Source organism: Streptomyces sp. NBC_01549, from assembly GCF_026339955.1.
GTDB lineage: Bacteria > Actinomycetota > Actinomycetes > Streptomycetales > Streptomycetaceae > Streptomyces.
The window spans coordinates 4,825,906-4,841,574 of the sequence record NZ_JAPEPW010000001.1 but is presented as its reverse complement, the minus strand read 5'-3'; the positions used below and the strand labels follow the sequence as shown (position 1 = coordinate 4,841,574).

Below are 15,669 nucleotides of genomic sequence, written 5' to 3'. Positions count from 1 at the left end.
CGCCAGAACCCGTCCGTCACCCGAACCCGACCGTGCTCGTCCGCACTCGTCCATACTCGTCCATACTCGCCCGAACTCGCCCGAACTCGCCCGAAGCCCGCACGCCCTCGATCCCACGGAGATCCGCCTCATGCCCCTGTGGCCCGTCTACACCGGCGCGAACGAGCCGCACGACGGCATCACCCAGCTGCCGCCGCCCCCGCCGTGGCGGGCCTTCGACGGCGGACCGGCCCTGAAGACCCCGGCCGACGGCGACGACAGCTCGGCGACCTCCCCCGACCGCAGACATCGTGCCCGCACCTACCAGGCCACCGAGCGCAGCGTGCAACTCGTCAACGCGGCCCTGTACTTGCGCCGCCCGCTGCTGGTGACCGGCCCGCCCGGCACCGGGAAGTCGTCGCTGGCGTACGCGGTCGCCCGCGAGCTGCGCCTCGGCCCGGTACTGCGCTGGAACATCACGAGCAGAAGCACACTGCACGACGGGCTGTATCAGTACGACCCGTTGTCGCGGCTGTACGCGGCGCGGCGAACCGGGAAGCCGCAGGAGGAGTCCGAGGGGAAGTCGCAGGCGGATTCCCAGGCCGAGACGGGGTCGAAGTCGGTGGCGGGCCCGAGACCGGATTCGGGCCTCGAGGACCATCTACGGCTCGGCCCGCTCGGCACCGCCCTCCTCCCCTACGGCCGCCCTCGCGCCCTCCTCATCGACGAGATCGACAAGAGCGACCTCGATCTGCCCAACGACCTGCTGAACATCCTGGAGGAAGGCCAGTACGAGATCCCCGAACTGGTGCGCGCGGCCCGGCACACCCCCGAGGCCCGGGTGATGGTCGACGGCACCGACGAACGCGTCCCGGTGGCCCGGGGCCGCGTGCGCTGCCGGGCCTTCCCCTTCGTCGTGCTCACCAGCAACGGCGAGCGCGAGTTCCCGCCCGCCTTCCTGCGCCGCTGTGTCACCCTGCGGCTGCGCCAGCCCGACGACGGCCATCTCGCCGGGATCGTCCGCGCCCACCTGGGCGAGCCCGACGACTACGCGCAGACCCTCATCACCCGCTTCCTGTCCCGGTCGTCCGGCGGCGACCTGGCCACCGACCAGCTCCTCAACGCGATCTACCTGGCGGGCGCGTCGGGCCTGGCCCCGGAGTCGCTCGACGAACTCGCGGAGGAGCTGATGCCGTACCTGAGCGAGGCGCCGGGGACCGATGCGTTCTGAACCGGCCGGACCGCTCGGCGCGCGACCGCTGAGCCGCCTCGCCGAGATCCTCGCCGAGGCGGGCGACGGCGCCTACCCGACGCCGGTCGAACTGGCCGAACTCCTGTGGCTGGCCCGGCAGATGGCGGACTCGGCCCCCGCGCCTGCCCCTGATGCCGCACAGGAGGCAGGGACGGCACCCGCGCCCACGCCCTCGGCGGAGGAGTTGCCGCCCGAGAACGTCCGCCAGGAGGAGCCCCGCCAGGAGACGGAACCCCACCCACCGAGCGACGACACCCGGGTCCCGCTCCACCTGCCGGCCTCCGCCCCCTCCCCTGCCGGCGATACGCGACCCCACGCGTCCCTGCTGGCCCCCGTTCCCCCGATGCTGCGCGGCCCGCTCGCGCTGCAACGCGCCCTGCGCCCGCTCAAGCGCCGCAGCGACGCCCCGGTCCGCCGTGAACTCGACGAGCGGGCGACCGCACACCGCATCGCCCATCTGGGCGGCCGGCCCGAGTGGTGGCTGCCGGTCATGCGCCCCGCGCGAGAACGCTGGCTGAGCCTGCGCCTGGTCCGCGACGCGGGTCCCACGATGCCCGTCTGGCGCCCCCTGATCCGTGAACTGCACACCGCGCTGGCCCAGTCGGGCGTCTTCCGCACGGTGACGACGCATCGCGCCCGCCCCGACGGCACGGTCACCGGCGACGCGGGCGCCCATGTGCCCACCGACGGACGCACCGTCACCCTGCTGGTCAGCGACTGCATGGGCCCGCAGTGGTGGGCGGGCCCGGCGGGCGACCGCTGGTTCGCGACGCTGCGCCGCTGGTCCCAGCGGATGCCGCTGGCCCTCGTCCAGCCCCTCCCGGAACGCCTGTGGCGCGACACCGCGCTGCCCACGACCCCCGGGCTCCTGTCGGCACCCTTCCCGGCGGCCCCTCCGGTGTCCCTCGCCTTCACGCCGTACGACACCTCGGAGGACGCACGTCCGAGGACCGGTACGGTCACCCTCCCCGTACTGGAGCCGGACGCGCTCTGGCTCGCGCACTGGTCGGCCCTGGTGGCGAGCCAGGGCGGCAGCCAACTCCCCGGGTCGGTGGCTTACTTGACGCCCCGGCCGCCGCTCCTGGACGAGGCGTCCGGGAACCGGAGCGACCTCACCCGGCTGCCCGCCGAGGAACTCGTCCTCCGCTTTCGCGCCGGCGCGTCCCCCGAGGCCTTCCGCCTGGCCGGCCACTTGGCCGTCGGTCCCCCGCACCTGCCCGTCATGCGCCTGGTGCAGGCGGCGGTCGAGCCGCACCCGCGCCCCCAGCACCTCGCCGAGATCATCCTCAGCGGCATGCTCACCACAGCCCCGGGCCCACCGGGTTCGTACGCCTTCCGTCCAGGTGTGCGAGACCTCCTGCTCCGGGGCCTGCCCCGCACCGCTCACGGCCGGACGACCCGCCTGCTGGCCCGGGTGGGGGCGTCGATCGACGAACGGGCGGGGCGGGCGGCCGGGGAGTTCCGGGCGAGCACACCGATGGCGTCCGGCACGGAGGCGGCGGCCGCGAGCGAACCGATCGCGACGGTCAGTCCCGACAGTGCGCGGCGGCTGCTGGGGACGGCGGCGACGGACCGCACCCGGGCGCTGCGTGAGCGCTACCGCTTCGTCGAACAGCTCGGGTCCAGCCGGTCGCTGTGGCGGGCCGAGGACACGGAGTCGGGGCGGACGGTGGTGGTGCGGCTGTATCCGTCGGGGGCCGACGACCAGGTCTTCCTGCGGGACGCCCGTACGCTGGCGGGCGTCGATCACCCCAACGTGGTGAAGGTCCACGACTACGGAGTCGACGCCGGGACGCCGTACGCCGTCATGGAGTACGTGGACGGCATTTCCCTCAACTCTTTCACCGTGGAGGGCATTTATCGAATCCCGGCGCCTTTGTTGGTGTCGCTGGGCCGACAGCTCTCCGACGCCCTCAGGGCTGTCCACGAGGCCGACGTCACACACGGCGGACTCCTCGACATGGCCGAGGTCCTGATCCTGCCGGACGGGACGGCCAAGATCACGCTGTTCCACCTCCAGCAGACGGGGGGACAGCGGGAGTTCGGGGTCGATCTGCGAGCACTGGGCCGACTGCTCTTCCATCTGTCGTCGGGCGGGCCGTGGCGCCCCCTTACCGACGTCACCGCCGGACAGCTCACCGCCCTCCCGGCCCGGCTGCGCCGCCCGTACGCCTCGGCCCTCCACCTGCTGCTGACCGGCGAACTCACCGCACAGCGACAGGGCGCGGCCCAGCTGTGGAGCCGCGACCTCGCCCTCGTCGCCAAAACGGCCCACACCCCGCTGCACTACTCTCTCCTCGGCCCGCCGACGGTCACACGCGGCACCGCCCCCGTCGCCACGGGCTCCCCCCAGGAGCAGGCGATGCTCTGCATGCTCCTCCTCCGGCACGGCCGCGCGGTGACCCACGCCGAACTCGCCGAGGGCATCTGGGGCGGCACACCGCCCGAGCGCGCCCAGGCCGTCCTGGGCACCTACGCGTCCCGGCTGCGCAACGCCCTGGGACCGGGAGTGCTGGCCACCCTGCCCGACGGGTACGCCCTGCACACCAGCGCGGACGTCGTGGACGTGGTCGACTGCCGGCGCTCCGTGGCGAGCGCCGAGGCCGAACGCGACGCCGGACGCCCCGAGACCGCCCTCGCCCACGTGAACAACGCGCTGTCCCTCTGGTACGGGACCGCCCTCGACGGCGTCCGCGGCCCCGCCGCCGGCACCGCGCGCACCCGCTTCGACCAACTCCGTCTCTCCCTCTGCGCCACACGCGCCGAACTCAACCTGGATCTCGGTGAGTTCGACAACGCCGCCACCGACCTCGCCGCTCTCGTGCGCGCCCACCCCGCCCGCGAGGACTTCCGCCGGCTGCACCGGATCGCGCTCCGGCGCCTGGGCCGTACCGAAGAGGCGGGGGAACCGGACGAACAGCCCCGCGAGGAGGCGTACGACGAGACGGCGGGCACCGGTACGCCCGACAGCTCCATGGCCACGCCGGTCCGGCAACCGCCCGGGCCCCGGACCGGACACCAGCCCGACTCCGCGTACCGCACCTGCGTCTTCTTCGACTTCGCGGACGGCCCACAGGAACCGGACACGCTGGCCGCACTGGGCCGGGCGGTCACCCGGCTGGTGACGGCGAGTGGCATGGCGGGGCAGGAGTACCAGCTGCTGCGGCGGACCGAGGGGTACACCGTACTGACCGAGGAGGGCGTCTCCGCGTTCCCGCTACTCTCCCTGACACTGCTCCAACTGCACGACCAGCTGGTCGAGTTGGGGGGCGTCCGGTTGTGCGTGACCTTCTGGCGGGCCGACGCGCGGGGGAATGCCGAGCGGCCCGATCCGGGGGCCGTACGGGCGGCGCTGGACGCGTCCGAGGAGGCGCGGGGCATCGTCGCCGTGCCCCGCCACTTCCGGGACGGACTGCGCGAGGAGTCGGACTCCGCCCCGTTGCTGCGGCCCCTCGACCCGGGTCCGGACGGCGGTCCGCCCACCGGCTGGCACCGCCTCTACCTCCTTCCCCGCATGACGTACGACGGCACCCTCCCGCCACCCGCCGTACTCGGCCCCTACCCCCTGCCCACCACCCGGACCGGACTCCCCCAGCCCCAGGGCAGAACCAGAACCGTCGTCTACGCGAGCCCCGACGGTGAACTCGGCACCACCCCGAGCCACACCACGGGCAGCTACTACGAGGTGAGTCTCCGCGAACAACGCACCGCGCTCGACGTCCCCGGGCCGGACACGGACGAGGTACCCGTCTTCACCGCGCGGGGAGAGGTGACCTGGCGCGTCACGGACCCGGTCGAGGCGGTGCGGCTGCGCCCGGCCCATGTCGCCGACGAACTGCGCCACCAGCTGCTGACCCGCATCCGCCGGCTCGCCCTCGACTTCCCGCCCTCGCACGCCTCCCAGGCGGCCGCCGCTCTCCACAAGCGGCTGAACGTGCGCATGTACGGGTGCACCTTCCGCTGGAACGTCACCCTGAGCGCGACCACACCCCCTCCCGCGCCGGCCCCGGCCCGCGCGGACAATACGGCCCGCGCGGACAACGCGGTCAGCGCGGCGCTCCGGACGGCTCAGGCCGTGATCCTCGGCTTCGACGGACCCCTGGCCGAGCTGTACACGCCGGACGAGCCGGCCGCCGTACTGCGCGAGCTCGCCCAGTTCCTCACGGAGGCCCGCGACCCCGAGGACGCGCTGTCGGGGCAGCCCCTGCCGCACGGCGACCCCGTGGAGGGGTACGCCAACCCGCTCGACCTGCTGCGCACCTTCGCACGGCACGAGCTCGCCGACGAGCTGCGGCTGCGGCTCGACACCATCGAGACGCGGGCCGCCCGCACCGCGCGGCCCCGGACCGGCGCCGACCTGCTGGTACGCACCCTGGAGGCCCGGGGCACGGGCCTGGCCGTGGTGACCGACCACGCCACGCTCGCGGTCCGGACCTATCTGCAACGGCGCGGGCTGGACGACGCCATGAACGGCGGCGTCCACGGCCGTCCCACCGACCTCGGCCGCCTCATGCCGCACCCCCATGGCCCGCGCCAGGCCCTCGACCGGCTGGGCGTGCCCCCGGCGCGCTGCCTCATGATCGGCTCCACCGTCGCGGAGCAATCGGTGGCGCGCTTTCTCGGCGTACCGTTCCTCGCCTTCGCGCCCGACGAGCGGACCAGGACACGGCTGCTGGCGGCTGGAGGCGAGCAGATCCTGGTAGGGGATCACACACCTCTCCTGAACTCACTGCGCGCCTTCAGCTCCCCCTGACAGCTCACTCCCCTCAAGTCACTCCCCTCAAGACCACCCGGCCAGCACCCCTCCCACGACCACCCGTCCAGCGGCACCCGCCCGGCCCCCCACAAAAGGCGCCCGGTGCGGCTCCCGCCGACGATGCGAGTAAGGACCGCCGCCCGGCGGAGCCCCGACGGTCTGCTCTCGGGAGGACCTGCCATGACCGCCAGTCTCGAGCAGTTGCGCCGCTGCCACTTCGCCGTCGACCTGGGGGCGGCCCGGACCCGGGTGTACGTGAAGGGCGCGGGCCTGGTCGTCGACCAGCCGAGCGTCGCCGCGATCAACACCAGGACCGGCGCCCTGATCGCGGTCGGCGAGTTCGCGGAGCGGATGACGGGCCGTACCCCCGACTACATCCGCGTCATGCGCCCGGTGTCCGGCGGCACGGTCGTCGACATCGAGATGGCCCAGCGCATGCTGCGCCAGCTGCTCGGCGACAAGGTCCGCCGCGCCCTGCGCCGCAAGCCCCGGCTACGCGCCGCGGCCTGCACCCCGCACGACGCGGACCCGCTGGCGCAGCGCGCCGCGATCGAGACGCTGGTCGGGCTGGGGGCACGAAGGGTCGAGCTGGTCGACACACTGATCGCCGCTGCCGTCGGGTGCGGTCTGCCCGTCGAACAGCCGGAAGCGACCATGATCATGGTGTGCGGGGCGGCCGCCACCCAGGTCGCCGTGCTGTCCCTGGGGTCCATCGTGACCGCCGAGCGCGTTCCGGTGGGCGGCGAGGCCGTCGACCGCGCGATCGTGCAGCATCTGCGCCACCAGCACGAGCTGATGCTTCCCTCGCAGTCGGTACGGCCCCTGCAGCTGGCCCTCTCCGGCAACGGGCTCACCCCGCACGGCCCGGCGTCCACGGAGATCCACGGCCGGGATGTGGCGACCGGCCTGGCCCGTTCCGTGCAGGTCGACACCGCCGCCGTACGGGACGCCATCCAGACCCCGCTGACCGCCGTACTGGACGGGATCGGAAAGGTGCTGCGGGCCTGCCCGCCCGACCTGGTGGCCGACCTCGCCGACCGCGGCATCATGATGGTCGGCGGCAGCGCGCTGCTGCCGGGCCTGGACCAGATGCTGCGGCAGGCGACGGGCATGCCGGTGCACATCGCCGAGCGTCCCGACGTGTGCGCGGTGCAGGGCCTGGGCTACATGCTGGAGGGCAAGATCGAGCCGCTGCTGCTGGACCCGCTGGCGTTCTGACGACCGGGCCCCGGAAAGTCCCTGGTATGCACGATCCGCGCCCCCGCCTGCCGGCGCTCCTGGAAGCCGTCCTCAGCGTCGGCACCGATCTCGAACTGCGGGCCACGCTCCAGCACATCGTGGACGCCGCCGCCGAACTCACGGAGGCCCGGTACGCGGCGCTGGACATGACCGATCCCGGACGGGACGGACTCGCGGAGATCCGCACGGCGAGACGGCCCGATCTTCCCGATTCCGCGGGGCTGCCCAAAAGCCCGGAGCCGCCAGAGCCGCCGGAGCTCGCCGTGCCGATCCAGGTCGACGACGAGGTGTTCGGCGACCTGTGCCTCGCGGGGAAGCGCGACGGCCCGTTCACGGACGAGGACGAGCAGCTGGTACGGGTCCTGGCGACCCACGCGGGCATCGCGATCGGCAACGCCCGGCTGTACGAGACGGCGCGGCAGCGCGAGCGCTGGATCGAGGGCGCGGCGGCCGTCACCACCGCGCTGCTCTCCGGGGAGAGCGCCGCCGACGCGCTGATGACCGTCGCCGAACGGGCCCGGCGCCTCGCCAAGGCCGAGGCCGGCATCATCCTGCGGCCCACCGAGGACGGCGGGATGGAGATCGTGACCGCCTCCACGCTCGACGACTCCGACGACATCCTCGGCACCACGATCGAGCCGGGCAGCCCGGTTCTCGATCAACTCCTCGGCGGTGAACCGGTGTTCATCGACGACTCGGCGACCGACCCGCGGATGACCACGCATGTGCGGCACCGGTTCGGGCCGAACATGATGCTGCCGCTCCAGGAGGGCGGCCGCTTCATCGGCACGCTCGCCCTCCCCCGCCGGCGCGGCGGCCGTCCGTACACCGCGGTGGAGCGCCTGCTCGCCACCCAGTTCGCCTCACAGGCCGCGCTGGCGCTGGTCCACGCCGCGGCCCAGCACAGCAGGGAGCGGCTCGCGGTCTACGAGGACCGCGACCGGATCGCCCGCGACCTGCACGACCTCGTCGTACAGCGGCTGTTCGCGACCGGCATGATGCTGGAGTCCACGCAGCGCACAAGCGCCGGAGCGGGCGAGGTGGACGACGACGTGCACGCGACCCTCGGCCGTGCCGTCGACGAACTCCAGTCCACCATCCAGGAGGTCCGCACGGCGATCTTCGCACTCCAGCAGCCGCCGTCCGACGCCCCCACCACCTTCCGCGGCAAGGTACTGCGCGAGACGGCGGGCGCGGCCGCGGTCCTCGGCTTCCAGCCGTCCACCCGGTTCACCGGCGCGGTGGAGAGCCGTATCGCAAAGCCCGTCGCCGGCCGGCTGCTCACCGCACTGCGCCGCGCCCTGACCGCCGCCTCCCGCCGCGCCGGTGTCTCCCGCGTCGAGATCACGGTCGACGCGACGGCGGCCCTCCCCGACGGACGCCCCGGGGTCCGCCTGACGGTCTTCGACGACGGCGATACGGAGGGGGACTTGAAGGACGGCGATTCGGAGGGCGGCGATTCGGAGGGCGGCTCGGGCACGACGGTGACCTGGCAGTCGCCCATGTGAGCCGCTCCCACAAGCTACTTGACGTCCCCTCAGGGCCTCCGTAGCGTCACAGCCCGTACGCCCACATGACCGATATTCACATCCAAGGACGGGATGGCCATGGCTCAGCGACGTGTGGTGGTGTCCGGCGGCGGTACCGGGATCGGCCTGGCGACGGCGGAGGCGTTCGCCGCGGACGGGGACCGGGTGGTGCTCCTCGGTCGCCGCGAGGACGTGCTGCGCAAGGCGGCCGACGCCCTGAACGGCCAGTACGGCCAGTCCACCGCGAGCTGGTACGCGGCGGACCTCGCCGACCCCGAACAGGTCGGCGCAGTACTGGAGTTCATCACGGCGAACGAGACCCCGGTGGACGTGCTGGTGGCCAACGCGGGCGGCAACGTGGCCCGCGAGCACGACGGCACGCTCGCCTCCATCGCGGACAGCTATCGCGACAACTTCGACGCCAACGTGCTGACCGCGGTCCTGCTCACCGAGGCCCTGCTCCCCCACATGCGCCGCCCCGGCGGCCGTATCGTGCAGCTCTCCTCCATCGCCTCGCTGCGCGGGCCCGGCTCCTACGGCGGCTCCAAGGCCTGGGTCAACACGTACACCTACGCCCTCGCGCAGCGCGTCGGTCCCGAGGGCATCACCGTGAACGCGATCGCCCCCGGCTTCGTCGGCGACACGGAGTTCTTCGGCGCCCGCGCGACACCGGAGTTCATCGCCTCCCGGGTCGGCCAGACCCTGACCGGCAAGCCGGGTCACCCCTCCGAGATCGCCGCCGCCGTCCGATACGTGGCGTCACCGGAGGCGGCGTACCTGACGGGGCAGCTGCTGCACATCAACGGGGGCGCGGCGCTGGGCCGTTAGGGCCCGTCTTCTGAATCAGGCCCGGGACGCCTGGGCCCGGGGCGGGCGGGCGCGGCGTCACCGTCACCTCCGGGACGGTGCCGCCGCAGCGCAGTACGACGTCGAGCACACGGAGGAACTCGTCCACGTCCAGCAGGGCGCCCGTCAGATAGCCGCGCTGCCGCCAGACCGGGTGGACCTGGGCCGCGTACTCCCCGGTCCCAGCCGTCGGTGAACCCGGTCCTGGAGTCCCCTTCACCGCCCGCGCAGTCCCCGACCACGAACCGGGTGAAGCCCACGCTCGGATGCTCGACACGGAAGGCCTCGACGAGCTTCTCCAGAGCCGCCTTGCTCACGTGGTAGGCCGCGAACCCGGGCCAGGACGGCGTGAGCGAGCCGCCGATGGAGGACAGGTAGGCGGCGACCCCGCCCGACTTCGTCAGATGCGGCAGCGCGGCGCTCGTGACCAGCGCCGCGCCGATCACATTGGTGTCCATGGCGCGGCGCCAGGCGTCGGCGTCGAGTTTCTCGACCGGGGCGAGGGGGCCGATGCCGGTGGCGTAGACGAGGGCGTCGATGCCGCCCAGCCCGGCGGCGGCCTCCTCGATCGCCGCCCGGCAGGACGACTCGTCGGTCACGTCACAGGCGACGGCGAGCGCGTCCGGGCCCGCCTCCTTCGCCGCGTCGACCAGCCGGTCGTGCCGGCGGGCCAGCAGGGCGACCTGGTCGCCGCGGCGCCCCAGGTCGACCCCTATGCACCGGCCCAGTCCACTCGACGCCCCGACCACGACAGCCTTCATGCCAGAACCCCATTCTCAGTATCCGACAATCCCCTTCCGCCGCTTGTATCACGAGTCGGGGTCAATGGGCAGACCGTTCCTATGGACTGAGCAGGAGTGAGCCTGCTCAGCCGCACGCACCGAACGGTCTTGGGCGCTCCCCCACTGCCTTAAGGGCGTGGGAGGTACCCCCAGGTCCCCGGCGTACTCGACCCCGGGGCAGCGACACGCATCCTGTACGTGGTCCGATCCCGGGAGGCCAGTTCCCTATGCGACCTGGCCACATGGGTACGGCCAGAGGCGACGGGGAGGCCCTGAACCATCACTCTGGTGGAGCAGGGGCCCCGCACGCTGGCACCGCACCGGCGTCCCAGATCGCACTGCCACGCTAACCCGATCGGCCCAGGGCGCCGCAAGCCGACCATCACACGATCGAGCTAAAACGACCTCACGCATGTTCCCCGACCAGCAGTTGCGAACCCCCCGCGCCGCAACGCCTCTCTACGCACTCGCGCGCAGATACCCCGAGTTCGCCACCTGCCCGAGGAACGTCAGCCGGGTGTCGGTCGCCATGTGCTTGTCGAAGGCCTCCTTGATACCGGGCCACTTGGGGTGCCCGAAGTCGTCGAGTACGACGATCCCGCCGGGCGCGACGATCTGCTCGGCCCACTCCAGGTCCGCGGCGACACCGGAGGCGGAGTGGTCGCCGTCGACGATGATCACCCCGTAGGAACGGTCGGCGACCAGGGCGCGCACCTCGGGATCCTCGGAGAAGCCCTGCTGGACACGGGCCGCGGCGCCGGCCGCGCCGACCAGAGCCAGATTGGCGCGCACCGCGGCCCCGCGCACGGGAGTGCCCGTCGGGTCCGCCCCCTCGGTGGTGCCGGGCTGCAGCTGCAGGCCCGCGAGCGGGTCGACGATCGTCAGACGCGGGTCGCGTCCCGCGCGCTCCATCATCCGGATCAGGGCCGCGCCGAACATCCCGTACAGGGTGCCGATCTCGAGGATCTCGTCGTTCGGCGGGTCGAGCAGCGGTACGGCGGAGAGCTTGCCGCAGATGTTCATGGTGCCGCCGGCGATCCGGCCGACCCCGAGCGCCTCCAGGGCGATGAGCAGCCGGAACGCCTGGGCGATGTTCCGCTCCGCACCGCCCCTGTCCCCACTCACCCGCGCCAGCTCCTCGATGGCGCGGTCGAGATGGACCTGGGCCGGCATGCGCGACACGCCTCGCCCCGTCCCGTCGAGCAGCAGCTCGAGCGGGCGCTGACGATGGCGCAGCGCCGTCAGCTCGCGCTGCAGTCCGCCTTCGGATCCGCCCCCGATGGAGCGGCGGATCTGACGCTCGATGCGCTGATCGATGAGATCGGCGATCGGACGCAGGGCGCGCCTGGCGGCCTTGGTGGTGAGAAACGTTCGCATGGTTCTTGGACCCTCGCAGGTAGGGGAGAAGTGCTGCGTACGCGGGGGGACGGAAGGTGCGCACACCCTGATGACGACCGGCTGCGCAGTGGGGACCCAACGCCCAAAGGACGGTAAAGCGTAGACGTCCCACAGCTAAAACACAGCGAACACCGGCCCCCCAAAGGGAAACGCCTGAATGATGCTTGGGCCACGAGCGGGTTACGTACGTCGCGATGTGCCGCGCCGTCAGCTGAATCGCGGGTCAGGAGGGAGCGAGGGCCACGAAGCGGGGTCGCGCCGCGACACCCCGCGCCCGGCGGATCTTCGTCGTAACGTGAAGCCCTCTCCCGTCGCCCGCCTCGACCTGATCCATCTTCCCGACTCCACGAGGACCGTTCATGACGACCGTGACACTCCTGCACCCCGGCGCCATGGGCGCGGAGGTCGGCGCCCAGGCACGCCGCGCCGGGGCCCGGGTGCTCCACGTCCCCACCGGCCGTGGTTCCGCCAGCGTCGAGCGGGCCCGGAAGGCCGGACTGGAGGCGGCCGAGTCACTCGGGGCCGCCTTGGCCGTCAGCGACTTGGTCCTGTCGGTCTGTCCACCGCACGCGGCGGAGGACGTCGCTTACGAGGCCCTCGGGCACGCCTTCCGTGGTGTCTACGTGGAGGCGAACGCCATCAGTCCCGAGCGGGCCCTCCGTATCGACGGAGCCTGCCGCGACCGCGGCATCGTCATGGTCGACGGCTCGATCATCGGCGCTCCTCCCGGAGCGGACAGTGCCCCGCGGCTCTACCTGAGCGGCGACCCGGAGGCTGTCGGCCGGGTGGCCGCGGTGTTCAAGGGCACCGCCGTACTGGCCAGACCCCTCGACGCCGGGGTCGGTGCCGCATCGGCACTGAAGATGGCCTTCGCCTCCTTCCAGAAGTCCGCCCGCGCCCTGGCCGCCGTCTCGCACGCGCTCGCCACGCGTCACGGCGTAGGTGACGAACTGGCCCTGGAGGCCGAGTCGATCACCTCCAGGATTCTCGCGGAAGTGGACTACTTGCCGAGCCTCGCGGCCCGCGCCTGGCGCTGGGCTCCCGAGATGGAGGAGATCGCCGCCACCCTCCGCTCCGCCGGCCTTCCGCCCGCCCTGGCCGAGGCCAGCGCCACGGTTCTGCGCCACTGGACCGCCGACAAGGACCGCTTCGACCTCCCCTTGGGGGAGGTCCTGGCTCACCTCCACGCACCCGACGACCTGGACTGACGTCCAGTTCCGTCACTTCACCACCTCTCACCCCTTTCGGCCCGGTGCCGCGAATCCACGCCAGGAGCCCAACGGCGTTACGTGCGGGAAACCTTGACGATCACTGCCCCGGGTGCCACGATTCCGGCGCCGCCATGTTTACGTAAACATCGCCACCGACCCAGCCCCGGCCATGAGATCAGGCCTCGCCGTGCCGGCCGATGTTTACGTAAACACAGCGTTCCGGTCGAACCGACAAGAACCGCGCCCCGCACCTGTCTTGAGTAGGCCAAGCCCCACCCGCACCACCGATACAGCACCACCGATCGTCACCGGACCCACGACGGCGAGCCGACGCACCACGCGTCCCGTCCGGCCCGGCGAACCTTCCGACGGCCGCTCAGCCCCGCGCAGGCTCCGCCGGGCACCGAGTCGCAGTCACCTGAAAGGGCAAGTCGATGCGCAACACCCCCGCCAGAACCCGCCTCACGCCCCGTCTGCGCGCCGCCTTCGTGGCGCTCCTGATCGCCGGCACCAGCGGCACCGCCGTCGCCGCGACCAGCGGCACGGCCGTCGCCGGCAGCCCCGCGCACGCCGCGCCGGGCTTGGACACGACCCAGTTCAAGGGCGTGAACTGGGCCGACCCGCGCGACAACTTCGCCGACGACCCCGTCGTCCTGTCCGGCCTGTCGACCTCCGACAGCTACGCCCAGACCTACGCCAAGGCGAGCCGGATCATCTCGGCGTTCCGCGCGAACCTCGGCGCCAACACCGTTCGGCTGCCCATCAACCCGTACACCGTCAACGGCTCGTACTGGAAGTCGTACCGCGGGGTCATCGACGCCGCGTCGGACAGGGGCTTCAAGGTCATCGTCTCCTACTGGGAGGGCACGGGCGCCCGCAAGGACGGCTTCATCGACGACCCCGCCACCTTCTGGCCCATGTGGAACACCGTGGTCAAGACCTACAAGAACGACAAGCGGGTCTACTTCGAGCCGATGAACGAGCCCCACGGCTACACCGACACCCAGTGGGCCGACATCGCCGCGCAGTGGCTGGCCACCTACCCGTCCGTCCCGCGCGACCGGGTGTTCGTCAGCGGCGCCGGCTACAACGACCACGTCACCTCCGTCTGCGCCGACCCCCGTCTGAAGGGCACCTACCTCTCCCTGCACCACTACGGGTTCTGGAAGGACTACGCCACCTACGACCAGTGGGTGTCCGACCTCAAGGAGCGCATCGGCGACTGCGCGGGCCGTACCGTCGCCGACGAGTTCGGCGCCCCGATGACCACCGGCCTCGACTACGACAAGCCGGACGCCTCCAACAACTTCGTCAACTACGTCCAGGCCGTCACCGACACCTTCCGCGAGCTGAAGATGGGCTCCGTCTACTGGCCCGGCCTGCGCACCGACGACACGTACTCGCTGCAGACCCTGACCGGCACCTCCGCCCGCCCCTGGCTCGCCACCACCAACCAGTCCGGCGCCGACCGCCTCGCCTGGGCCTGGGGCCGCGGAAAGCCCGTCCAGCCCTGACGCGGCCTCAGGGCCCGTCCGCCCCGCACGGGGCTGATCGAGCCGCTCTTCGGTCGAACTGATTTCGCGCCGAGGAACGGCCGTCCCTCGGCGATTACCCCGGACGAGTGCAAAGCGAGCGAAACGCACGACTGCGGCCCCCGGATCAGCTCCGGGGGCCGCAACCTTGTTGCTGGCGAACCACGAACGCGCAGGCGGCATCGTTTCTTCACGCGTAGCGCGGGGTGGGGCGGGTGGGACTCGAACCCACGGCCGACGGATTATGAGTCCGCTGCTCTAACCGGCTGAGCTACCGCCCCTTACGGCGCGTCGCGCACATTTGTGCGCGCCGTCTGCCGCAGCATAGCCGCTCATACGATCTCCTGCTTCGGATGGTCGGCAACGCATGACCATGAGGACTTCGGCATGGACTGCGCGGTTCCCCCGGACATGAAAAAGGACCCCGGAGGGGTCCTCTTCCGTTGCTCTCCCGACTGGACTCGAACCAGTAACCTGCCGGTTAACAGCCGGCTGCTCTGCCAATTGAGCTACAGGAGACTGCGCTCCCCCGACTGGACTCGAACCAGTAACCTGCCGGTTAACAGCCGGCTGCTCTGCCAATTGAGCTACGGAGGATTGCCTCGTTGCATCGAACGCACCTACCCGGGTATTCGCCAGGGGGCGTGCGCTCGCTGCGACACATACATTAGCGCAAGCAGGGGGGTGCTCCGCCAATCGGTTCCCCCCGCACCGATGCCGACGCAAGGGAAGGGTGGCCGTCATGCGCTACCGGCTCACATTCGTCGCCGGACTGGCTCTGGGTTACGTGCTCGGCACACGCGCCGGGCGCGAGCGCTACGAGCAGCTGAAGAAGTCCGCGCGCCAGGTCGCGCAGAACCCCGCGGTGCGCAACACCGCCGAGACCGCCGCCCAGCAGGGGCGCGAGATCGCGGGCAAGGCGTTCCACACGGTCGGCGAGAAGGTGGGCGACCACGTCCCCGACTCGGTCACCGCCCGCGTCCGCTCGCTGCGCGAACGCAACACCAACGGCACCCGTGAGGACGACTGGGGCACCAGCAACACGTAGCGACCCCGACCCCGCGAGGAGCTCGGGGAACCGCGCACCCGCCCCCCCGGCCGAAAACCGAACGACTCCCGGCGGGCAGGGCGAGGGATCCCGGACG

At 72.0% G+C, this 15,669-nt stretch carries 10 protein-coding genes and 3 tRNA genes; 8 read left to right on the top strand and 5 right to left on the bottom strand.

Features of this window, described 5'->3' with window-relative positions; all coding sequences use genetic code 11:
• The first annotated feature begins 130 nt into the window (after positions 1 to 130).
• The 5 genes from OG819_RS21450 (at position 131) to OG819_RS21430 (ending at position 9,583) form a co-directional block, all read left to right on the top strand.
• Complete coding sequence (locus OG819_RS21450) at positions 131 to 1,210, top strand: MoxR family ATPase (RefSeq protein ID WP_266650861.1); 1,080 nt, start codon at positions 131 to 133, stop codon at positions 1,208 to 1,210.
• Complete coding sequence (locus OG819_RS21445) at positions 1,200 to 5,984, top strand: SAV_2336 N-terminal domain-related protein (protein WP_266650860.1); 4,785 nt, start codon at positions 1,200 to 1,202, stop codon at positions 5,982 to 5,984. Before OG819_RS21450 ends, OG819_RS21445 begins: the two co-directional genes overlap by 11 nt.
• Positions 5,985 to 6,167: 183 nt before the next feature.
• Positions 6,168 to 7,205 (top strand): rod shape-determining protein, encoded by a 1,038-nt coding sequence (locus OG819_RS21440; protein WP_266624582.1) that lies wholly within the window; start codon positions 6,168 to 6,170, stop codon positions 7,203 to 7,205.
• A gap of 26 nt (positions 7,206 to 7,231) precedes the next feature.
• Entirely contained in the window at positions 7,232 to 8,734 is a 1,503-nt protein-coding gene (locus OG819_RS21435) for a GAF domain-containing protein (RefSeq protein WP_266650859.1), read from the top strand.
• 99 nt (positions 8,735 to 8,833) lie between these two features.
• Positions 8,834 to 9,583 carry an SDR family oxidoreductase gene (locus OG819_RS21430; RefSeq protein WP_266650858.1) on the top strand — a complete coding sequence of 250 codons (750 nt, stop codon included), beginning with the start codon at positions 8,834 to 8,836 and terminating at the stop codon, positions 9,581 to 9,583.
• Here OG819_RS21430 and OG819_RS21425 read toward each other — a convergent pair.
• Positions 9,580 to 10,362 carry an SDR family oxidoreductase gene (locus OG819_RS21425; protein ID WP_266650857.1) on the bottom strand — a complete coding sequence of 261 codons (783 nt, stop codon included), beginning with the start codon at positions 10,360 to 10,362 and terminating at the stop codon, positions 9,580 to 9,582. The two genes, OG819_RS21430 and OG819_RS21425, sit on opposite strands and share 4 nt — an antisense overlap.
• A 480-nt stretch (positions 10,363 to 10,842) precedes the next feature.
• Complete coding sequence (locus tag OG819_RS21420) at positions 10,843 to 11,760, bottom strand: class I SAM-dependent methyltransferase (protein ID WP_266624587.1); 918 nt, start codon at positions 11,758 to 11,760, stop codon at positions 10,843 to 10,845.
• A gap of 380 nt (positions 11,761 to 12,140) precedes the next feature.
• Between OG819_RS21420 and OG819_RS21415 the strand changes: the two genes are divergently transcribed.
• Together OG819_RS21415 and OG819_RS21410 are read left to right on the top strand one after the other, a co-directional pair.
• Positions 12,141 to 12,989, top strand: a complete 849-nt coding sequence (locus OG819_RS21415) for an NAD(P)-dependent oxidoreductase (RefSeq protein ID WP_266650856.1) — start codon at positions 12,141 to 12,143, stop codon at positions 12,987 to 12,989.
• 437 nt (positions 12,990 to 13,426) lie between these two features.
• Positions 13,427 to 14,506 (top strand): cellulase family glycosylhydrolase, encoded by a 1,080-nt coding sequence (locus tag OG819_RS21410; RefSeq protein WP_266650855.1) that lies wholly within the window; start codon positions 13,427 to 13,429, stop codon positions 14,504 to 14,506.
• 225 nt (positions 14,507 to 14,731) lie between these two features.
• Here OG819_RS21410 and OG819_RS21405 read toward each other — a convergent pair.
• The 3 genes from OG819_RS21405 to OG819_RS21395 form a co-directional block, all read right to left on the bottom strand.
• Positions 14,732 to 14,805: transfer RNA gene (locus OG819_RS21405), tRNA-Ile, on the bottom strand.
• A gap of 165 nt (positions 14,806 to 14,970) precedes the next feature.
• Positions 14,971 to 15,043: transfer RNA gene (locus tag OG819_RS21400), tRNA-Asn, on the bottom strand.
• Between the two features lie 5 nt (positions 15,044 to 15,048).
• A tRNA-Asn gene (locus OG819_RS21395) sits at positions 15,049 to 15,121 on the bottom strand.
• A 145-nt stretch (positions 15,122 to 15,266) separates the two neighbouring features.
• On the opposite strand from OG819_RS21395, the gene OG819_RS21390 reads away from it, so the two are divergent.
• On the top strand, positions 15,267 to 15,572 hold the full coding sequence (locus tag OG819_RS21390; protein ID WP_054233549.1) for a hypothetical protein: 306 nt from the start codon (positions 15,267 to 15,269) through the stop codon (positions 15,570 to 15,572).
• Positions 15,573 to 15,669 lie beyond the last annotated feature (97 nt).